The sequence below is a fragment of the Algivirga pacifica genome, from assembly GCF_039543525.1.
In the GTDB taxonomy this organism is placed as follows: Bacteria; Bacteroidota; Bacteroidia; order Cytophagales; family Flammeovirgaceae; genus Algivirga; species Algivirga pacifica.
Genome location: NZ_BAABJX010000067.1, coordinates 1 through 20762, shown reverse-complemented (window position 1 = coordinate 20762; position 20762 = coordinate 1). Strand labels below are relative to the sequence as shown.

The window sequence follows — 20762 nt, the reverse complement described above, 5'->3', positions numbered from 1 at the left end:
GTTCAAAATTTAAAAATAAGCAACGAGCCTTAGAGAGTATAGACTCGTTGCAACAAAGCCATCAATCAATAAAAATACGACATAAACCATCTCAAACTATGCTAGATCGAACAACGCCTCCTATCGCTTACTCTGTCAGTGATTTTCCATTGGCAAAACCAGTTAAGACAGTATTGAAAAATGGTATTGAATTATATGCTTTGGATGTATATCCTGAGCGGGTATTAACGTTACAATTGATTTTTAAAGGAGGGCGGTTGATTGAAAAACAGAAAGGAGAAGCCACTTTTGCTGGTAAGATGTTAGTAGAAGGAACGTCTACTATGAGTAGCAGTGAACTGAGTGAAAAACTGGAGTATTATGGGGCGTCCGTAACGGCACATTCATCCTATGACCACTTCACCGTTGAGGTTCATGTCATGAATCAATACTTGTTGGAGGTTTGTCAAATCCTGATGGATATTCTCACTGAAAGTGCTTTTCCTGATGAGGACTTTGAGCATATTCGAAATATTGTCCTACAGAACAAAAAGGTTAATGAAGAGAAGAATAACGTGTTAGCAACTCGCCATTTTCAACAAGCTATTTATGGAAAAGAGCATCCATATACTTATGACTTGAGTATAGAGGAAATTCAGGCTTTTTCTAAAGATGCAGCGAAACATTATTATGATGTGGCAATTAAAGGACAACCTTTTACAGTATTCTGTGCGGGCTTTGTAAAGGAGGAAGATATAGATGTGTTGAATAGGACAGTAGGAACACTTTCTGTAAGCGCAAAAAGTATTGAGCCTGCTTATCCTTCTTTTGTGGAGTTGACCGCTTCTAAGAAGGTCTATTTGGAAAAAGATAATGCCGTGCAGACAGCCGTTCGAGTAGGAAGAACAACTTTTGGTATTGAGAGTCGGGAACGCACAGCCTTTGGGGTTACCAATGAGATACTAGGAGGATACTTTGGCTCACGATTAATGAAAAACCTGAGGGAGCACAAAGGAATGACCTATGGTGTCTATGCAGGAAAATATAATACCAAGCAACAAGGCTTTTTTATGGTTGCTGCTGACGTACAGAAAAGTCGAAAAGAAGAGGCTTTTACGGAGATTTATAAGGAGCTGGAGTTATTAGTTAATGAAAGCGTAAAGCAAGAGGAGTTAGCTCTGGTAAAGAACTATATGATCGGACGTTTTGTGATGTCTATTAATTCCTACACCTCGATTCTCACTTATATGAAGCAGCTTTACCTGAATGGCTATGCCTTTGACTATTATGATCACTATGTGAATAGAGTTAATCAGGTCACAGTAGAACAGGTTAAAGAGATTGCAGAAAAGTATTATAGAGGACCTTTTGTAGAGGTAGGAGTAGGGTAATGAAGGTAAAAAGTAAAAGGTAAAAGGTAAAAGGTAAAAAGTAAGGGCGTTCTTTGTGAACGCCCTTACTTTTTTTGACGTTATAGTAGACTGTTTTACCCTTCCGTATGAACAGCCTCTCTTTTAGGAGTATTAAACTTCTCAGCGATTTTTTCGATACCATAAACCATAAAGAAACCAGCAAATGCTAAGCAGATTGCTAACACCAAATGGTTCTCTCCTTCATAGTATTGTGGTAAAATATTTTCCTCTATAAGTGGCTTCACAACCCCGTGACGGTCCGTATAAGTAGAGACTGTTTCTTTCCAAGGCCATACCTTATTTAATGATCCTAGCATAAACCCTGTCAATAGAGCGACAGTAGCATCATGATAGCGTTTCAATAGAAAGTGTAATACTCTGCTGAAGGCTAAAATACCCACTACACAACCGGCTCCGAAGGTGGCGATCTTGGTAATATCTAAGTTGGAAACAGCAGTAAGTACTCGATTGTACTGCCCTAATAATAGTAGGATGAAAGAGCCTGAGATTCCCGGAAGAATCATGGCACAGATCGCTATGGCTCCTGCCAAAAATATATATCCTAATCCTTCAGGTGCTTCTGCAGGTGCCGCTATCGTAATATAGTAGGAAATCACTGTTCCAATTAATAAGGCAATAATGCTTTGAACACCCCACTGCTTGACTTGTTTGCTAACCAATAATGCTGAAGCAATGATTAACCCGAAAAAGAAAGACCAGATCATAATAGGATAGTCGGAGAGCAAAAAGCGCATCAGCTTGGCTAATGTAAATATAGCCGTGAATATTCCTGCCATAAGGGGAAGCAGAAAAGGACCGTTAACCTTTGTCCATAGCCCTTTGAGGTCGAACTTAAGAAGTAGTTGTAGGGCTTGTAAGTCAACGGAGCGAATGGCATCGAGTAGGTTTTCATAAATACCTGTAATAAAGGCAATGGTGCCCCCTGATACTCCTGGAACTACATCAGCAGCCCCCATACCTATTCCTTTTAGGTAGATTAAAAATTTCTCTTTCATGGTTTCGATTGAAAAGGCTTGTATGTAAGCAATAACATTTGGACCACAATGATAGAAAATGTCTATTGATTCTCAATATATTTAGATATAAAAAAGGATCCGATGTTTTCATCGGATCCTTTTTTAGCCAAATGGGCTATCTGTCTTATTTATTCTCACAAAGATTGGGGTCCTTCCCGCAATAACTACATGTTTTGCCTTCAGGATTGAGGAAAGGACTTTGAGATGCACAAGTTCCTTCAAACTTACCATCCTTTTTGAAGATTAATTTCACAGACATTAATAAAAAGAATAGGGCTAAAACGCCTATTCCCAATAAAATTGGCAATATATTTTCCATAACATTAATATGTTCAGAGGTTTGTATAATGCAAAGATAGCTAATCTTGTGTTATACCGCTAGTATCTTTTGTCACTTTACTATTATAACGAATAGCATTAATAATTGTTAGGGGTATTGCTTCTTCCTAATTGGAGTACGTAGGTCTTCAGTATGTCTAAAAAAGTGTAATTATAGCCATAATAGATTTATTGTAATTGTTGAAATTAATGAATTTATGTAACCCGAATAAGGTTATCTCCGTAATTAATTACATGTAGTTACAAGAAATGTAAAAATCATAACCTCTTCAATAGGCATGGTAGGGAGATGCCCTATTATGCTTATTACCTAACCCTCGGAATAGAACTTTTTCATTATTTCGTAAATGTTCATTCCCTATTATTAAAGTGTCAAATAATTAATAAAGCAAGTAAAATCATGACTGATAAATTAGTAAGATCATCGACCAACAAAGTACTTTCTGGTGTATGTGGAGGCTTGGGCCGCTATTTTCAGGTGGATCCTACCCTAGTGAGATTAGCTTTTGTCTTTGCAACAATATTTGGAGTAGGAACTCCGGTAGTGATCTATGCCATATTAGCTTTTGTCGTACCACAAGAAGAAGGGTTCGATAATTTTTAATGAAGAATGAAGAATGATTAAATATATCATGTATAAGATCTGATGAGTTTATGACTGTAGTGTCACTATTTGTGATATAAACGTTAAGCGATAATCAGTAAGCCGCTTATGATTTCGCTGAATAGAAACACAATAAATCTTATACCTATGAAACAACCAGGGTGTTGAGGAGAGATAAATACTCCTGGGCACCTTTTTTGTTTTAAGGAAGGCTTTTCAAATTGGGTAGGTTTTATAACTTTGAGAAACATATCACAAATTGTATTGAGAAAGGGAAGGATTGTTCTTTTTAAGGGCAAGACTTCCTGTTTAACTTTTTAAAAAATCATGAAATTACTAGAAGGAAAAAATCTTCTGATTACAGGCGGTGCCAGAGGTATTGGTAAGTCAATTGTAGAGCGATGTGCAGACATGGGAGCAAATGTAGCTTTTACTTATGTTTCTGAGTCTTCAGCACCAAAAGCAGAAGCCTTGGCAGCTGAGATTTCTGAAAAAGGTGTAAAGTGTGTTGCTTTTCGTTCTGATGCATCCAACATGGCTGATGCTGAAAACTTGATTAAAGAATTTACTGCTGAATTTGGAACGTTGGATGCTCTTGTGAATAACGCGGGGATCACAAAGGATACGCTGTTGATGCGTATGTCTGAAGAGCAGTTTGACCAAGTGGTTCAGGTGAACTTGAAATCAGTATTCAACCTGACAAAAGCTTCTCTAAGAACGTTCTTGAAGCAGAAGTTCGGTTCTATCGTGAATATGTCTTCTGTAGTAGGTGTTAGAGGAAACGCTGGACAAGCAAACTATGCTGCCTCTAAAGCTGGTATCATTGGTTTCTCTAAGTCAGTTGCGTTGGAGTTGGGTGCAAGAAATATCCGTTGTAACGTGATCGCTCCAGGATTCATTGAAACAGAAATGACAGGGGCATTGGACGAAAAACAAATTGCTGCTTGGGTAGAGAATATCCCTATGAAGCGTGGTGGTAAAGCAGAGGAAGTTGCTGATCTAACAGCTTTCTTGGCTTCTGATATGTCTTCTTACATCACTGGTCAAGTAATTGAGATCAACGGTGGTATGAATACTTAATCATAGTGTCCAACGTGATGCGATATCTCGCATCACGTTGGATGAATTACCCCAACTCATAGGTTTTTCGAATAATTTTTTCAGCGATTCTGTCAGGAAGCAAGCGTTGGGCTAGCTTCAATAATCCCGCATTTCCTCCGGCAACATAAATAGGCGCTGGATTTTCTTTTTCTATAGCCTTGAGGACAGCTGTTACGATGACATCAGGAGACTCCGCTTTTCCCATATTGCTATTGATCTGCTGGTATACTTTGCTCAATAAAGGAAAGTATGCTGAGGATTCAGGGCAATTGAGTTCAGGTGTAATCTCTGTACCGATATCATTGGGCTCTATTAAAGCTACCTTTACACCAAAGTCTTTCATTTCACTTCTTAACGATTGCGTAAATCCGGATACGGCAAACTTTGTAGAGCAGTAACTGGATTGGTATGGAAGAGCAAAACGACCAGCGAGTGATCCTATATTGATAATACAACCGTTTTTACGAGATCGCATTTGTGGAAGAACTGCTTGAGTAAGTTGTATCATTCCAAAGAAGTTCACCTCAAAGAGATAACGGTATTTATCGATATCCATTTCCTCTACAGGGCCTATCTGCGATTGCCCAGCATTATTAATAAGGATATCAATAGGCTTTTCCTGAATGGATTGGATGAGATTGTCTACACTTTTTTGGTTTGAAAGATCCAATGGAAGGTAGTGCGCTCCCTCCAGTGGATCTTTGATTTTCTCGGGATTTCGAGCAGTTCCAATAACATGGAATCCTTTCTGTAGTAATTTTTTTCCAATTGCTTTTCCTATTCCTTTAGACATTCCTGTGATTAGGACAGTTGTTTGTTTTGTCATGTTAGTAGCTATTAGTCTCCGCATGGAGATACATGAAAAATTTAAGGGTATGTCTAAAATGGGAAATTTTTTGGATTTTTTATAGGATGTAGTTTTAAACAAGCACTATGATTGCTTTTATGCTTGTATGTCTTGCTTGATTATATTGACAGGTATATTGAGAATTGCTTTAAAGTCTTCTCCATATTCTTTCATATAGTAAGTGTCTTCCCTCCAAAACCAACGTACCAGAACCTTTCCAGATTTCTCAGGTATAGATTCGGTTAGTTTCAGTAATTTCATCAGTAGGAAGATGCTACTCGTATTAAGAGCTTCCAAAGAAATATCAAAGACTGTTACTTTTTTAGGATTGCTTAGATAATTCTCCAGAGCTTGAAAATAAGGCTGAAAGAAGACCTCTGGAGAGTAGTTATTAGCATAACCAGAAATACAGATATGTCCTTTGGGAAGGCTCATGTCGATGGTAGGGTTTTGAATAATAGCCATAGTAAGTGATGTTGAAGTGTGATGAGAAATAAGAGGAACATTAAAGATGTAAGCAATGGAGTCGAATGTTCCTTCTTAAGAAAAGAAATAGTAGTGTTTTGTTAATGATCTATACTTCAAATGCACTTGAGCAAAGAAGTATAAACTAAGATCCACTCACTAAAACAAAGTGAGGAGGAAATAGTTAGATGTTTTTGGGAAAAACATATGATATTTTCTCAAATATTTCTGTGAATTCCCAATATCTAACACTAATACCTTTCAATAATATAATTCAATAAAAGGGTGAATGTCAATGTTTTCTGAGATAAAACACTATTTTTTTTTACCAAAGTACAACGATATGTGAATCAATCGATTTTATCGAGGTATTTTTCAGGGGTATCCTCCCACGTTTGTGGTAATTCCTGTACATCTCTTAGTTTACGGTTAATCACATTGGTACGGGTAGTGACCAGGCGATCAAGTTCTGTGTTAGCTTCATTAATTTTTCGTTGAGCTTTTTCCAATACATTGCCAAATTTTCCAAATTCGGCTTTTACAGCTCCCAGAATTTCCCATACTTCACTACTTCTTTTCTGTATAGCCAATGTTTTAAAACCCATTTGTAGGCTGTTTAGCATTGCTCCCATCGTAGTAGGTCCGGTGACAATAATGCGATAGTCGTTTTGAAGCACTTGAACTAACCCCGGTTCTCGTACAATTTCAGCAAATAGTCCTTCAGTAGGCAAGAACATAATTCCGAAGTCGGTGGTATAAGGAGGGTCGATATACTTATCTCGAATATCAGCTGCAAATCGTTTGATACTACTGATCAATATTTTTCGCTCTTTATCAGAGGCTTCTATATCACCATTTTCTTGTGCTTGTAGCATGCGCTGATAAGCTTCTTGTGGAAACTTGGCATCAATGGGAAGGAATACCTCTTGCCCTTTACTGTCTTTACCGGGTAGCTTAATCGCAAACTCCACGAGATCATTGCTGCCTTTTTTGGTTTTGACATTGGCCTCATATTGTTCTGGAGACATGATTTGTTCTAGGATACTACCTAGTTGGATCTCGCCTAATACCCCTCTTGTTTTGACATTGGTGAGGACTCTTTTAAGGTCTCCGACACCAGTTGCAAGATTTTGCATCTCACCGAGTCCTTTTTGTACTGCTTGTAATTGTTCGTTGACAAGCTGGAAAGAGCGTCCAAGCCTTTCTTCCAATGTTTTATGTAATTTTTCATCCACAGTTTCTCGCATGCGTTCCAGCTTATTTTCTGTACTATGTACAAGGTCACTTTGCATCTTTTCCATAATGCCAAAGCGCTCCTTCTGTAAGCTGTTAAATGCATCTACATTGGCTGTGAAGCTTTCCTGAAAAGCTTTCAGGGTTTGACGGAGTTCTTCTCGGTTCTCCGTAGATTGTTGCTTCATCTCAGCTTGTATTTGCTGTAGCTGATGCTCCACCTTGTGGGTCATGCTATTGAGCCATTGTTGTTGTTGTTGGTTGTGCTGTTGAAGAATTTGCAAAAAAGTTTGTTGAAATGTATGGATGTTACGAGAGAACTCTTCTCGGTTACCCCTTAATCCTCCTGCAAGCTCATTTCGGCTATTACGTTGCTCTTGTTGGATTAGCTCAGTGATTCCTTTTAATATAGGCGCCCCTTTGGTTTGCGTCTGTTTCCATAGTAAAAATAAAGCCACAAAAAGTGTCAGTAGTGAGATGATTAAAGAGAGTATTTCCATAAAAAATAAGGTCTTCAGTATAAGATGCTTCTACAAAGATACATTTCTTTGCGATTTGAAATCCAAAAGGAAAATTATTTCATTTCGCAACCGGTTGTATTTATTTTACTTTTGAAATATTGATTTATACTCTTTTTTTCTTGAGGGGTGGTATGTAGTATTGTGTATATAATTTAATGGAATAATAATAATTTTTCACCTCACATGAAGAATAAAATAATCAAGGCAGCCGCATTGCTCGCAGCAGGTTTAATCGGTTGTCAGCCAGCACAACAACAACAAGAAACGACAGAAGTAAAAGCCCCATTTATCTGGGAAAATGCCAATGTCTATTTTATGTTAACCGATCGTTTCCACAACGGTAATCAAGAGAATGATCAGCAGTTTGAACGCAACGAAGATGCGGCCAAATTAAGAGGATTCATGGGAGGTGACTTGAAGGGTATTACCGAGAAAATAGAGGAAGGTTATTTTGATAAATTAGGAACGACTGCTTTGTGGTTTTCTCCTGTAGCGGAGCAAATTCATGGTGGGGTAGATGAAGGAACAGGATATACGTATGCTTTTCATGGTTATTGGGCAAGTGATTGGACAAGTATTGATCCTAACTTTGGTTCAGAAGAGGAGTTGGCGGAGCTGGTAGAGACGGCACACGCTCACGGTATTCGTGTTTTGTTGGATGTAGTGATTAACCATACGGGGCCTGTGACCGAGGTAGATCCAGTTTGGCCAGAGGAGTGGGTAAGAACCTCACCTCAGTGTAAGTATCAGGACTATGAGTCTACCGTAAGCTGTACGTTGGTAGAAAATCTACCAGATATTCACACAGGTTCAGAGCAGGATGTAGAGCTACCTCCTATGTTGGTAGAGAAGTGGAAGAAAGAAGGTCGTTATGAAGCCGAGGTAGCTTCTTTGGATGCCTTTTTCAAAGAAACAGGTTACCCAAGAGCACCTAAGTATTATATCATTAAATGGTTAACGGATCTTATCCGTAAATATGGAGTAGACGGTTTCCGTGTAGATACGGTAAAACATACAGAGCCGGGCGTATGGGCTGATTTGAAAAAAGAAGCGGATAGAGCATTTGCAGAATGGAAAAAAGCAAACCCATCAAAAGTATTGGATGATAATGATTTCCATATGTTGGGTGAGGTGTATAACTATAGCATCAGTAATGCACAGATGTTTAATTTTGGAGATACTGCCGTAAACTACTTTGATCATGGATTTAATAGCTTGATCAACTTTGAGTTTATCTGGAATACGCAACAGCTGTCTTACGAGGAGATGTTCACAAAGTATGATACAATTCTTCACGGTCCAATGGCAGAGTATACGGTACTAAACTACCTAACCTCTCATGATGATGGCAACTCTTACGATAAAGAACGTGAGAATCCATTCTTTGCAGCCAATAGATTGTTACTTTCTCCAGGTGGAGCACAAGTATACTATGGTGATGAGATCAGTAGAGTATTGAAAGTAGAAGGTGCTGATGGTGATGCTAATCTTCGTTCTTATATGGATTGGGAAGGATTAGAGAAAGGTGGAGAAGTAAGTGGAAACAAAATGACGGATGTACTTAAGCATTACCAAAAGCTAGGAACATTCAGAAAAATGCACCCAGCGATTGGCGCAGGACGTCACCAAATGCTAACAGAATCTCCTTATGTATTCTCAAGAACTTATGAAGAGAACAATGTCAATGACAAAGTAGTTGTTGGCCTTGATTTGGCTAAAGGAAAGAAAGAGATTTCTGTAGATGGTGTATTTACAGATGGTGATCGCCTGACAGACCATTACTCTGGTAAAGAGGTAGAGGTAAAAGGTGGAAAAGTAGCGTTGGATACAGAATACGAAGTAGTATTGTTATCGAAGTAATCAACGGAATAGATGATGGAAAAAGGCCTGCAGAGTGATCTGTAGGCCTTTTTTTAATGAAGAATGAAGAATTAATAATGAAGAATAGTTTTCTTAGTAATGGAGAGTTAAAATCGATTTAACGATTAATACCCATACTTATCCTGCCACCAGGCTTTCAACTGTGCATTCATTTGTTGTTCTCGTTTACTACCTCCTGGTTGGTATAGTTTATAGCCTTCAAGACTTTCGGGCATAAACTCCTGAGAGGCGAAGTTACCCTCATAGCTGTGAGAATAGAGGTACCCCTTGCCGTAGCCTTGTTCTCTCATCAATTTGGTAGGGGCATTTCTAAGCGCCAATGGTACCGGTAAGTTGCCTGTTTCTTGTACGAGTTTTCTGGCTTGTTTAATTGCCATATAAGAAGCATTACTTTTGGCAGAAGTGGCCAGGTAAGTAACCGCTTGTGATAGAATAATCTGTGCTTCAGGCATACCTACCGTAGTGATGGCCTGGAAGCAATTGTTGGCGATGACCAATGCCGTAGGGTTGGCATTGCCGATATCTTCAGAAGCTGAAATAATAAGTCTTCTACCAATAAACTTAATATCCTCTCCACCTTCCAGCATACGAGCGAGCCAATAGAGTGCTGCATTGGGATCAGAACCTCTAATGGATTTAATAAAGGCCGAGACAATATCATAGTGCTGTTCTCCACTTTTGTCATAGATAACGGTCTTTTGCTGTGCCGCTTCCATCACCAAAGCATTAGTGATCGTAATGTTACTTTGGTCGGTATCACATAGCAAATCCAATAGATTAAGAAGCTTACGAGCGTCTCCCCCTGAGATATTGAGTAAAGCCTCCGTTTCTTCGAGGACAATATTCTTTGTTTTTAGATAAGAATCTTGCTGAATCGCTTGTTGTATCAGGGCGATCAGGTCCTCTTTCTTTAAGGCTTTTAGGGTATATACTTGGCAGCGGGACAAAAGTGCCGCATTGACCTCAAAAGAAGGATTTTCAGTAGTAGCTCCTATGAGCGTAATAATACCTTTTTCTACAGCACCTAGAAGGGCATCTTGCTGAGATTTATTGAAGCGATGAATCTCGTCAATGAAAAGGATGGTATTGTAGCTATGTACCGCTTGCTGTATGACTTCTCTTACGTCTTTTACCCCTGCACTAATTGCACTAAGTGTTTTGAAGGGACGCTTCATCTCCTTGGCTAGTAATTGAGCGAGGGTTGTTTTCCCTACACCAGGAGGTCCCCACAAGATCATAGAAGGTAATCGTTGACTTCGAATCATTTTACGAATAAGGCCATCTTGTCCGACCAAATGTTGCTGACCGATAACTTCGTCCAAGGTTTGGGGCCTGAGGCGCTCCGAAAGGGGTGCTTTCATAGGAATGATATAATTAAAAAGAAGACAGATTCAATGTATTTCCAAAAGTCTGCAAAGTAGGAAAATCCTTTTAATCTCAATAATTACAAATACGTAATTAGAAGATTGTCGAAAGGTCTGAATTTTGAATATATAGTGTGTAAGGTTAATCCTGTCGCTATCTGCGGGATAATGTACAGGTTTATCGGTTACCGTTTATTGCTTATAAACAATAAGCGATAAACGGTAACCGATAAACTGATATCATGCGACAGCTTCAATCTTAACGACTATAGTAACCTTAACTACCTTGAAGAACGCTCATTAACCCAGCTTAACTATGAAAAATTCTATTCCTTACTCTTTGACCTATTTATTATTGATATGTAGCTTGCTGTTTTATGGCTGTAATAAAGACGGAAAATTAGACACGGATTTGTCGTTGGGAGAAGAAGGAATCTTTAGGGGAGAAAATAATAAAGAGCTGTACAAAGGGATGGTATTAAGTGAATATTTTCCTGAATCAGGAGATGTTTATAGGGTTATTGAAACTCATAATAACCTAGGAGCCTCTCAGGCTAAATTGATGAAAGGAGAAAAAATATTAGCGACCCTATCCGTAGTAGATTTGATTAATAAACCGACTATTTTAACAAAATATAAAATGGATAAGGTGTTGTTACTGGAAGAAGAGTATCCCTTAATCGTTACCGGAGAAAAAGGGTTGGCCATTTTAGTGAATGGACGATTTCAGGTGGCTGTTCGTTCAGTGTCTCCAGATATGGACGAGGAAGAAATGAAACAATGCTTATTGGCTTTTGATCTGCAGTCTCTTAAGGAGTTAGGGGATTGATAGCATCTTCAAGATACTTAATACTCAAACTGCTCGCTAGCTATGTTGAATCGTTGAATTGTATTCACTGCGTGAATACGTTGAATCGTTGATTCGACCATTACATGGCGTGTGAACTGTTGATTGAGAAGTAAATTCGTACAACAGTTCAACTCGAATCAACGAGCGAAGCTCAATTCAACGATTCAACAAAAACAGCCAATACGAAAAGACGTATTGGCTGTTTTTTTATATCGATGGCGGATAGGTATCAACCAGTAGTTCTCAATGCACTAGCAATGGCATTGATTGAACCAAGTAGGTTGAAGAGTGTTTCCTCCGTCTTTTTACTCTCAGGTTCCGCATTCTTCAGCTGTCTCCACTCTTGTAGCAATGCGATTTGCTTCTCGTGTAATAGACGAAGTGCTTCTGAACGAAGAAGGTTAGAGTAATAGTGGTTCTGTCTTCTTTCTTCAAATGGTCTTTCCAAAAGCTCTACCAGCATCTTTCTGGTTTTCGACAACTCAGTCGTCAATAGCTTCAAGATGGCTTTCTTAGCTTTGGCATCTGTTACCAGTTCCGCATAAGCTTCCATAATGTGCTCATCCGTCGCTGCCAAACTCGTATCTACGTTGGTGAATACGTAACGCAATAAAGGATCTGTTTTCAAGCCTTCTTTTAGACGTTTATAGTCTTCTGGCTTATCTTTTTTCAGTTTCTCTAGTGTGCTACCCACTCCATACCAGCTGGTAAGGTTACAACGAGATTGGTTCCAGCTAAATACCCAAGGAATCGCTCTCAAGTCACCCAGTGTACGCTTACCGGTACGTCTTGCCGGACGAGAACCGATACGGCTAGACTCAATAGCATCAATAGGAGTAGCCTCACTGAAGTACTGTATAAAGTTTGGATGGTTCAATAGTTCTGTGTACAACACTTTACTATGCTCAGCCATCCAAGAGAAGATCTTAGAATATGGATACAAGGTACGCTCAGAGTACTTGTCCTTGATGGTGGCAGCGGCAGTACCGGCCATCAATAGCTCAAGGTTGTAGCTGGCGTTCATCATATTGGCATATTTCTGCTCAATAGTTTCCCCTTGCTCTGTCAAACGCATAAATCCACTTACGGCAGAGTGTGGTAGCGCCTGAATAAACCAGTTAGTTGGTCCTGCACCACGGCTAATAGAACCTCCTTTACCATGGAAGAAGTGAACGTACATGTCACGGTTCTTTCCTACTTCTGTCAGACGATATTGTGCGAAGTTCAATGACCACTGGCTGGCTAATGTACCACCGTCCTTGTTACTATCACTATATCCTACCATTACCATTTGACGAGGCTTGTCCCATCCGTGTAATTGGCGTTGGTATTCCAAACTTCTCTTAGTGATTGGGTGATCCAGGAAGCCTTGCATGATTTGTGGGCTGGCCTGAAGGTCATCAATCGTTTCAAACAATGGCACAACAGGAATCTTACATACCAATCCTTCTTCGGTTTGGATCGTTAGACCTGCCTCTCTGCACAATAGGTATACTGACAATAGGTCTGAGACATTTCTGGTCATACTCACGATAAATACCCCGATACCGTTCAGTCCGTATTTATTTACCTGCTCAGCAATTGTATTATAGCATTCTGTGACCGTTTGAGCCTCTTTTTCCAACTTCATGTTTGGATGCGTGAACGGTCTGCTCGATTGCAACTCACTGTTCAAGAATACTAACCTTCTCTCCTCATTCCACTCGGCAAAGTTGTTGCTTTCCATAGAAGCGGCTTTCATCAGCTGAGAGATCGCCTTATCGTGGAAGCTACTATTTTGACGTACGTCAAGTTTAGCTAGGTGGAACCCATAAGTATCAATCACACGGATCGCATCGTTTACATAGCTGTAAGCGCCGCGTTCTGCACCGATTTTGACGATAGCTTCTTGTAGAAGAATCAAGTCGTTTTTAAGGTCCTTAGAATAGAAGTAAGAGTAATTTCTTTCTGAAAGGGCCATATTGTGCTCTCCATCAGCCATCAATGGAAGCTTCAAAAGACATAGCGCTATAAACTGACGGAAGGCCTCTCCTTTATTTCTGTTATAAGCATTCAAGCCATCCTCTCCAGTCTCTTCCAACATAACTTTTAGACGAGCCTGGAATTCTTTAGTAGTATCTTCTACCTTTAAAGAATAACTCACTTTACCAATCAAGTCTACTAATGCGCTTCTAACGATAATAATCGCATTCAAACGCAATGCTTTTAGCGTCTCTCTGGTAACGTCTGCCGTTACAAATGGGTGTCCATCTCTATCACCACCTACCCAGTCTCCGAATGAGATTCTAGGACGGTCAGACACCTTAGCAATGGTCTTAGGTGAGAAACCATTCTCTACCCATGCCTGCTGCAGACGGCGGTCCAAGATAGGAAGGGCTTTGTTGAATACGTTGGTCAGGTAGTGCATGATATTGCGCAACTCATCCTGTACCTGTGGTTTCTCAATATAGATTTCACCCGTTTTCCAAAGGGTGTCTAGCATCGTTTTGATTTGCTCGCGGTTCTCGTTTTGCTCAAACTGCGTATACATCTGGTTCTCTCTCTTCAACAATTGAAGATAGATGGTACGGTTATGCTCAAGAATAGTCGTTCTTTTCGCCTCCGTTGGGTGAGCCGTCAATACGGGCTCAATCATAATATTTTTAAGGTGCTTAGCAATTTGAGTCTCTGTAAGGCCAGCCTCTTTTAATGACTTGATTCGCTCTCCCCACAGACCGTTGATGGCTGTGAATGACTCCTCGCTTTCTTTGGTTCTTCGTTGCTGTACGGCACCGTTTTCCTCTACCGTATTCAGGAGCTGAAAGCAAAGAGAGTAAAGTTGGATGAGTTTACTGTTTACGGTCTCTTTTTTTAGTGTAGGATTGGAGTTGATCCAAGGAATATTTTTAGCTAGTTCTTTCTCTCCATTTTCCTCTAGGACTTCTTTTAAACACTGTAAAAGAAACTCAAGATCTTTGTAAGGCTTGCCTATCTTATCCTGGACTTCATTCAGGATACTGACAGTTTTGTTTTGCTTCATAATGATTTGCCTATTGTGGTCGTTTTTTTCTTAAAGTTATTTGGTTGCGGATAGTAAATATAAAATTTTGTATATCCAATTGGAAAATTACGTCGTTAAATCCCAGAAAATGATGAGAAGAATTATCTTGACAGGATGATTTTTGTAAAAATGGTTAAATTTTATGTTCGAAAATGAACAATGCGTACTGTCTGTGAACAATAGATCCTCCTTTTTTAATATTTTTTAAAGTTTTAAATCATTGATTTATAATACTTTGTGAGTTTTGGCTTTTCGTTGGCATATAGAGTGGCAGTTGTCAAATTAATTTAAATACACAGATGAAACATTTACTGCCAATTCTATTATTTTTTATCTCTTTTCATGTTTCTGCCGGTGAACCCAACAAAGAGGCCGGAAAAACAGGTACCGTTAAAGGAATCGTAAAGGAAAAATCTTCCGATAATTTTGTGGGATATGCAACAGTAGCGCTATTACAAAATGATAAGCCTGTGACAGGAGCCTTGACTAAAGAGGACGGTTCTTTTGAAATCAATAAAGTAACCTATGGAACCTATACGATCTCTATAAAATTTATTGGTTTTGAAACCTATGAATCTACCGTGACACTTGATAAGGATCATAAAGAGGTAGATCTGGGAGTAATTACGTTAGCCAGTTCAGAGAAAATGATGGAAGAGGTGACCGTTTCTGGAGAAAAGGTAGAGGTTGAATATAAGGTAGGAAAGAAAGTCATCAATATGAATGAGACACTAACTGCCGGAAGCACTTCTGTAACAGATGCCCTGGATAAAATTCCTGAGATTAGTGTAGATGGAGAAGGTAACGTAAGCTTGAGAGGAGATTCAAATGTGCGTGTACTGATTGATGGAAAGCCATCTCAAAGTAATGTGGCTGATGTATTGAAGTCGTTACCTCCAGAAAGTGTAGAAAGAGTAGAGGTGATTACCAACCCTTCCGCTAAGTATGATCCAGAAGGACTGTCCGGTATTGTGAATATTGTCACTAAGCGAAACAAACTACAAGGTATTAACGGTAATGTAGGAGCGGGTATCGGCTGGAACCATAAGTATAATGGAAATGGAAGCTTGAACTATCGTTCTGGAAAATGGGGAGTAAGCTTGGCAGGGGCTGCAAGAAATGCTCAGTTCCTTAGGGAAGGCTCTTTTGAAAGAAATTATGCCAATGGTAGTGATGAATTGATTCAGCAAAATGAAGGCGTACAACATCCTAAGTTTCATTACTACAAGTTTAATGTAGACTACTTCATTGATTCCAGTAGTGTAGTGTCAGCCTATGTTAGAGAAAATGCCTGGAACTTCAACGGAACATCGTCTTTTGAGCAACAGTTCCTCTCTAATGGAGAGCTAATACAACAGATTGTAGGTACTGGTCAGCAGGGTTCAAAGGGAGTTTCCAGAACAGCAGATATAAATTACCATAAAGATTTCACAAAAGGTGCTTTGGAGTTGGACTTCTCAGTAGACAAAGGAGAAGTGAATTTTCAATCATTCAGTGAAGCAACAGGGTTGAATTTTAGTAGTGCTTTTGAGGCTGGGTGGTTAGTTTATGAAGGACAGGTAGATTATAACCATACATTTGCTGATCGCTATAAATTGGAGACCGGAGTAGAATCGGTGATTGTTGATGCCAGTTCAGATAATAGACAGCAGTTTGAGGGGGAAGAAACAACGTTTGGGTTTCCTTACGTGGAAAGCAGACATTCAGCATATTCCACACTGTCTACTAACATAGGGCAGGCGACAGTTCAGGCTGGTTTACGCTATGAGAACACTAATATCAGTAGTGATGAGCCATTGATTGAGTATTCTAGTTTGTTCCCTTCTTTGCATGTACAGCAAAAAATGGGCGAAAGCACAAACCTAAGCTTTAGTTATAGCCGTCGTATCAGGAGGCCAAATATTGACTGGATATTGCCTCTAGCCATCATGAGAGATCCTCAAAATATCATGGTAGGTAATCAGGAGTTACAGCCTGCGTATACCAACTCTTTTGAGATGGGCTATAACACGAGTCAAAAAGGATACTCATTGAGTGCGAGTGTTTATACTCGTTTGAGTACAGATGTGATCAGAGCCGTGACGGAGTTTGATGAGGAACTAGGTGTCAATATGATCCAACACCGAAATATTGATAAGACAGCCAATTATGGTGTATCTCTTTCAGGAGATGTTTCCTTAACAAAATGGTGGAATATTAGTGGAGGGGTCGATATTTATCACTTCGATTTTGACTATGAGGCCTATGACCTTCCAGAGGAAATTTTCTTCAACTGGAAAGCAAAGATGAACTCTACGTTCCGTTTGCCAAAGCAGTTTAAACTATTGGTGAATGCAAGGCTGGATGGTAGAAATATCGAAGTACAGAGTATTCGTGACTATGCTTACGGAGTGAACTTGACCTTGAATAAGCCTGTGCTAAAAGGAAAGGGCAATCTATCGTTTAGTGCAGAGAACCTTGTGTTTAACGGGAATAGAAGTACAACCTATTATGATGGATTCACTCAATACGAAGAAAACTTCAGTGAAAATCCTATCTTGAGAGCTTCTTTCTCTTACCGTTTCGGAAAGATGAAGATGAAAGGTAGAAAGAGACAGATTAATGGTGGCGGTGGATTTATGTAAAAAAATATGAGTCATCTCACATTAACTTTAAGGTATGGCTCATGTTTTTTGTTTAAAAAGTACCTTTATATATTAAAAAATGGCCTTGAAGAATTGCCGTTAAAATTTTTAATCGTAAAAGCGTTAAGAAAATTCCATTGTTTGAGCGTAGCGAGTTTGGAATTTTTAGCTTTTGCGATTGAAAATTAGGCAAATTCTTCAAAGCCTTGATTTTTTTGCTTCGTTTTTTCATCAAGGAAAAAATGAAGAAGCTTATAAAAAGCTTTTGAGGTATCGATAAAGCAATAAATCAACAGAAAACTAAGTCATCTGTTAATAAGGGATTACTTATATTTTATTAATCCATTGGCTTAATATTCTGCTCATGCTTGAACTGAATCACCACATGCTTTTTAGTTAACTCCTCAAAAAGAGGTTGTAAGATCTTATAGGCATTTTGTCTGCTAAGATCGAGTATGCCTTCTTCCAACGCAGCTTGCAGTACACGCTCTTCTCCGATCTTATAGGCGCGATTAACCAATTCAGTTTGGTTGATAAAGCTGCCGATAGAGCGATCATATACTCTGGTTTTTTGCATATCCAATTTGTAATAGCAAATCTCTGGTTGGGGGAGAGCAATGTATAATGTATCATTGATTGACTGTACATCTCTAGGCGAAATACGCCTGAAGTCAATACAGCCTGCAGCTTCTCCTCTTAGAATCATCATGACTTCATGGTCAGGGATAAACCAACTGCCACTTTTTTCTTTCAGTTCTAATACATCAGCAATATTGTACTTGATTACCTCAAACTTACCCAATTCCTCAAAACGATGTACTACTGCACCAGTGACACTTTCTGTTTTGGTGGAAGGATATATTTGCTCAAATTGTACATAGATCAATATGATAAAGAGGCTAAAAACAAGTATCCATGGAAAAAATCGGTTGAATTTCATTTGGTTCAGTCAGTTACAATTATGATTCGCATACAATTTTGAATATAAGCAGCAAAGTAATGCAAACTATAAATATAGGTAGATCTTCTGAAAATAGGTACTATTCTTTTCAGTGATTCCCTAAGGCCCTTAGGAAACTTTACATCCTATTACTAGCACATCGTCAATTTGTGCCTCTCTTCCCATCTCCATCCATTTACTTAATCTATCCTCCAATAGTAGCGACTGATCTTCTATTGGTAAGTGATGAATGCTATGTAATACCTGTTTCAGGTGCTTGCGTAGGAACTTACGTTTTTCAGGTCCTCCAAATTGATCTTGATACCCATCAGAAGCCATATAGATCGTGGTTGATTCATTAAGGTCAAGGATATGGGTAGGGAAGGAGTGTCCTTTTCGGGTGTTCTCTCCAATAGATTGTTTCTCGCCTTTAAGTACTCCAAGCTGATTATTTTGTATGTAGTAAAGAGGATTTTTAGCACCAGCGAAATAAAGTTTATTTTCTCGGTGATCAATCATACAGATTCCCATGTCCATACCATCTCTTCTATTGGTCGTGGTATGGTTAAGGACTTGTTGTACTCCTATCTGCATTTGGTCAAGGATTTCTCCAGGCATAGAATAGTTTTCATGCTTGACAAAACGGTCTAGTAAGTTGTATCCAATTAGAGACATAAAGGCACCTGGTACCCCATGTCCGGTACAATCTACAGCAGCTAGAAATGATTTTCCATCCTTTGCATGGTACCAATAGAAATCACCAGAAACAATATCCTTAGGTTTGAAGAAAACAAAGGTATTTGGAAGGGTGAGCGCTATTTTGGATAAGTCTGGAAGTAAGGCCTCCTGCATACGCTGAGCATAGTTAATACTATCAACGATCTTAAGGTTCTTCTCTGTTAGAAGCTGAGACTGGTATTGTACCTTGGCATTGGCTTCCTTTAATTTATCTGTTTGGGCAAGTAACTCTTCTTTTTGTTTTTCGATCTTTGCGGTACGCTCCTGTACTCTGGCCTCTAGCTCCCTTTTAGCATCCCGCTGCATTTTCTCGTTTTCTTTTAGTTGGGAGATATATGAGGCTTGAGCCTTATTTTTTTGTTTCTCATTCTCTCGGATACGGTGCCCCATACCTACTGTAAAGGTCACGACTTGAATCATTAGTCCTATTTTGGTCAAGTAGTAATTTTCCGTAAATACTCCCGTAATGGCAGCAAATGATAAGGTCAAGGAGCCAAACATAAAGTAGTACACAAGAGGGTTTCTCATTTTGATAGGTAAGAGAAAACAAAGCATGATCCCTACTACGGCTGCTACGAAACTATATGTATTGATTTGATTGAGTAAGCTGGTATTTTCGGTAATGGTATAAATAATAGACTCCAGGATATAGATTCCTATGGCAAGCCAGGCAATGTATTTTAAGGCGATATCCAGTGTGGGGAAGTTTTTCTTTACAAAAAGAAACTTTCTAATAAATAAGATAAAAAAGGCAGGGGCTAACAGGGACGTAGTCCACATATAGTTGATCAGTTCGGGCTGATAGCGAAAAGGTGGAAAGTATTGAAGGTAGCCACTACGATATAAGAAGTATAAGCCCGCAAAGAAAAGATATAAGCCATAATATAAATGGATCTTTTCCCGGCTCATAATCGAGAGAACAACATTGTACATGATGAAAATCCAAATCATGCCTTGTAGTATACCTTCTTCTAATCCTTTACGAGCTTGTTGCTTCAGGAAAGTATCGCTCCAGGTTTTGTGTTGTTCCAAGTTAATACTTGTAGGCAAGGGACTCTGGTGAATGTTGACCGCCTTGACATATACTCGGTAGGTTTCTCCAGGAACAAGATCCAACGTGATACGCTTGTAATCCTCTGCATTTTGTCGTTGGGAAAAAGGAAGATAAAAACCATTTTGCGCAAAGTCTACTCCCGAGTGCATGCTTTCGTTTTGGTAGTAGACGTAGATGTAATTAGGAGTACTAAGCAATCGATCCTTGAAGTATAAGTCCCATTTGGTGTCTTCACTGGCATTGTGTAATCTGAAGGTATACCATATAGGGTATCCTCCTCCTACTCTAGGGGGAAGCGTTGGTGTATTTCCTTTTTCAAATCGTTGTATAGCGTCTTCCAGTGTCTTTACTCTGCTGCTGTCAATGAAAGTCAATAGAGGTAAAGAAGTATAGTGACGGAGGTTATCGGTAAGCCGTATAGCCTCCTGTTGACGTATGTGTGTGTTAGGTAGAGCACCTTTTGCTGAAAGCAATGTGAGCAATAGGCTGCCTACAAGAAGTAGTCGAAGCATGCGTTGAGATATCTTGGGCATTAAAGGCATTTATACAGACAAATGCACATTATGTATAATTACCATTACTAATAACGGTAAAATTAAAATTTATTATAGGGGATGCAATCTTATTCTAATTAAAAATATGATTAAAAAAAGATGTAGCTGTACTCTAAGGAAGGATAAAGGAGGAAGGATAAAGGAGGAAGGATAAAGGAGGAAGGATAAAGGAGGAAGGA

15 protein-coding genes are annotated in these 20762 nt (G+C 39.1%); 6 read left to right on the top strand and 9 right to left on the bottom strand.

What is annotated here, in order from left to right:
- The first annotated feature begins 98 nt into the window (after nucleotides 1-98).
- A complete protein-coding gene (locus ABD985_RS20585; protein WP_345375121.1) occupies nucleotides 99-1370 on the top strand; it encodes a M16 family metallopeptidase in 1272 nt (423 codons plus the stop codon).
- Between the two features lie 95 nt (nucleotides 1371-1465).
- Here the strand turns inward: ABD985_RS20585 and ABD985_RS20580 are convergent, their stop codons facing one another.
- Nucleotides 1466-2407 carry a polyprenyl-phosphate transporter gene (locus ABD985_RS20580; RefSeq protein ID WP_345375119.1) on the bottom strand — a complete coding sequence of 314 codons (942 nt, stop codon included), beginning with the start codon at nucleotides 2405-2407 and terminating at the stop codon, nucleotides 1466-1468.
- A 145-nt stretch (nucleotides 2408-2552) separates the two neighbouring features.
- On the bottom strand, nucleotides 2553-2747 hold the full coding sequence (locus ABD985_RS20575; RefSeq protein ID WP_425550447.1) for a hypothetical protein: 195 nt from the start codon (nucleotides 2745-2747) through the stop codon (nucleotides 2553-2555).
- A gap of 420 nt (nucleotides 2748-3167) precedes the next feature.
- On the opposite strand from ABD985_RS20575, the gene ABD985_RS20570 reads away from it, so the two are divergent.
- Entirely contained in the window at nucleotides 3168-3371 is a 204-nt protein-coding gene (locus ABD985_RS20570; protein WP_345375117.1) for a PspC domain-containing protein, read from the top strand.
- 327 nt (nucleotides 3372-3698) lie between these two features.
- The gene (fabG, locus tag ABD985_RS20565) at nucleotides 3699-4451 is read left to right on the top strand and encodes a 3-oxoacyl-[acyl-carrier-protein] reductase (protein WP_345375115.1); all 753 of its coding nucleotides are present in this window, start codon (nucleotides 3699-3701) and stop codon (nucleotides 4449-4451) included.
- 46 nt (nucleotides 4452-4497) lie between these two features.
- Here the strand turns inward: fabG and ABD985_RS20560 are convergent, their stop codons facing one another.
- The 3 genes from ABD985_RS20560 to ABD985_RS20550 form a co-directional block, all read right to left on the bottom strand.
- Nucleotides 4498-5298 carry an SDR family oxidoreductase gene (locus ABD985_RS20560; RefSeq protein ID WP_345375113.1) on the bottom strand — a complete coding sequence of 267 codons (801 nt, stop codon included), beginning with the start codon at nucleotides 5296-5298 and terminating at the stop codon, nucleotides 4498-4500.
- Nucleotides 5299-5415: 117 nt separating this feature from the next.
- Nucleotides 5416-5784: a SiaC family regulatory phosphoprotein gene (locus ABD985_RS20555; RefSeq protein WP_345375111.1), complete on the bottom strand. Its 369-nt coding sequence runs from the start codon at nucleotides 5782-5784 to the stop codon at nucleotides 5416-5418.
- A 350-nt stretch (nucleotides 5785-6134) separates the two neighbouring features.
- Nucleotides 6135-7517, bottom strand: a complete 1383-nt coding sequence (locus tag ABD985_RS20550) for a DNA recombination protein RmuC (RefSeq protein WP_345375109.1) — start codon at nucleotides 7515-7517, stop codon at nucleotides 6135-6137.
- Between the two features lie 204 nt (nucleotides 7518-7721).
- On the opposite strand from ABD985_RS20550, the gene ABD985_RS20545 reads away from it, so the two are divergent.
- Complete coding sequence (locus ABD985_RS20545; protein ID WP_345375107.1) at nucleotides 7722-9398, top strand: alpha-amylase family glycosyl hydrolase; 1677 nt, start codon at nucleotides 7722-7724, stop codon at nucleotides 9396-9398.
- Nucleotides 9399-9523: 125 nt separating this feature from the next.
- On the opposite strand, the gene ABD985_RS20540 is transcribed toward ABD985_RS20545, so the two are convergent.
- The gene (locus tag ABD985_RS20540; RefSeq protein WP_345375105.1) at nucleotides 9524-10780 is read right to left on the bottom strand and encodes a replication-associated recombination protein A; all 1257 of its coding nucleotides are present in this window, start codon (nucleotides 10778-10780) and stop codon (nucleotides 9524-9526) included.
- 319 nt (nucleotides 10781-11099) lie between these two features.
- Here ABD985_RS20540 and ABD985_RS20535 point away from each other — a divergent pair, with 319 nt between their 5' ends.
- A complete protein-coding gene (locus ABD985_RS20535; protein ID WP_345375104.1) occupies nucleotides 11100-11612 on the top strand; it encodes a hypothetical protein in 513 nt (170 codons plus the stop codon).
- Between the two features lie 250 nt (nucleotides 11613-11862).
- Here the strand turns inward: ABD985_RS20535 and ABD985_RS20530 are convergent, their stop codons facing one another.
- The gene (locus ABD985_RS20530) at nucleotides 11863-14652 is read right to left on the bottom strand and encodes a phosphoenolpyruvate carboxylase (protein WP_345375102.1); all 2790 of its coding nucleotides are present in this window, start codon (nucleotides 14650-14652) and stop codon (nucleotides 11863-11865) included.
- 320 nt (nucleotides 14653-14972) lie between these two features.
- On the opposite strand from ABD985_RS20530, the gene ABD985_RS20525 reads away from it, so the two are divergent.
- Nucleotides 14973-17297, top strand: a complete 2325-nt coding sequence (locus tag ABD985_RS20525; protein ID WP_345375100.1) for a TonB-dependent receptor — start codon at nucleotides 14973-14975, stop codon at nucleotides 17295-17297.
- Between the two features lie 337 nt (nucleotides 17298-17634).
- Here the strand turns inward: ABD985_RS20525 and ABD985_RS20520 are convergent, their stop codons facing one another.
- Together ABD985_RS20520 and ABD985_RS20515 are read right to left on the bottom strand one after the other, a co-directional pair.
- Nucleotides 17635-18237: a DUF4230 domain-containing protein gene (locus ABD985_RS20520; RefSeq protein ID WP_345375098.1), complete on the bottom strand. Its 603-nt coding sequence runs from the start codon at nucleotides 18235-18237 to the stop codon at nucleotides 17635-17637.
- Nucleotides 18238-18366: 129 nt separating this feature from the next.
- On the bottom strand, nucleotides 18367-20562 hold the full coding sequence (locus tag ABD985_RS20515) for a 7TM diverse intracellular signaling domain-containing protein (RefSeq protein WP_345375097.1): 2196 nt from the start codon (nucleotides 20560-20562) through the stop codon (nucleotides 18367-18369).
- Between the last annotated feature and the right edge of the window lie 200 nt (nucleotides 20563-20762).

Coding starts and splice junctions, on each gene's coding strand:
- ABD985_RS20585 (WP_345375121.1), top strand. CDS start 99: ATGCTAGATCGAACAACGCCTCCTATCGCTTACTCTGTCAGTGATTTT.
- ABD985_RS20580 (WP_345375119.1), bottom strand. CDS start 2,407: ATGAAAGAGAAATTTTTAATCTACCTAAAAGGAATAGGTATGGGGGCT.
- ABD985_RS20575 (WP_425550447.1), bottom strand. CDS start 2,747: ATGGAAAATATATTGCCAATTTTATTGGGAATAGGCGTTTTAGCCCTA.
- ABD985_RS20570 (WP_345375117.1), top strand. CDS start 3,168: ATGACTGATAAATTAGTAAGATCATCGACCAACAAAGTACTTTCTGGT.
- fabG (WP_345375115.1), top strand. CDS start 3,699: ATGAAATTACTAGAAGGAAAAAATCTTCTGATTACAGGCGGTGCCAGA.
- ABD985_RS20560 (WP_345375113.1), bottom strand. CDS start 5,298: ATGACAAAACAAACAACTGTCCTAATCACAGGAATGTCTAAAGGAATA.
- ABD985_RS20555 (WP_345375111.1), bottom strand. CDS start 5,784: ATGGCTATTATTCAAAACCCTACCATCGACATGAGCCTTCCCAAAGGA.
- ABD985_RS20550 (WP_345375109.1), bottom strand. CDS start 7,517: ATGGAAATACTCTCTTTAATCATCTCACTACTGACACTTTTTGTGGCT.
- ABD985_RS20545 (WP_345375107.1), top strand. CDS start 7,722: ATGAAGAATAAAATAATCAAGGCAGCCGCATTGCTCGCAGCAGGTTTA.
- ABD985_RS20540 (WP_345375105.1), bottom strand. CDS start 10,780: ATGAAAGCACCCCTTTCGGAGCGCCTCAGGCCCCAAACCTTGGACGAA.
- ABD985_RS20535 (WP_345375104.1), top strand. CDS start 11,100: ATGAAAAATTCTATTCCTTACTCTTTGACCTATTTATTATTGATATGT.
- ABD985_RS20530 (WP_345375102.1), bottom strand. CDS start 14,652: ATGAAGCAAAACAAAACTGTCAGTATCCTGAATGAAGTCCAGGATAAG.
- ABD985_RS20525 (WP_345375100.1), top strand. CDS start 14,973: ATGAAACATTTACTGCCAATTCTATTATTTTTTATCTCTTTTCATGTT.
- ABD985_RS20520 (WP_345375098.1), bottom strand. CDS start 18,237: ATGAAATTCAACCGATTTTTTCCATGGATACTTGTTTTTAGCCTCTTT.
- ABD985_RS20515 (WP_345375097.1), bottom strand. CDS start 20,562: ATGCCCAAGATATCTCAACGCATGCTTCGACTACTTCTTGTAGGCAGC.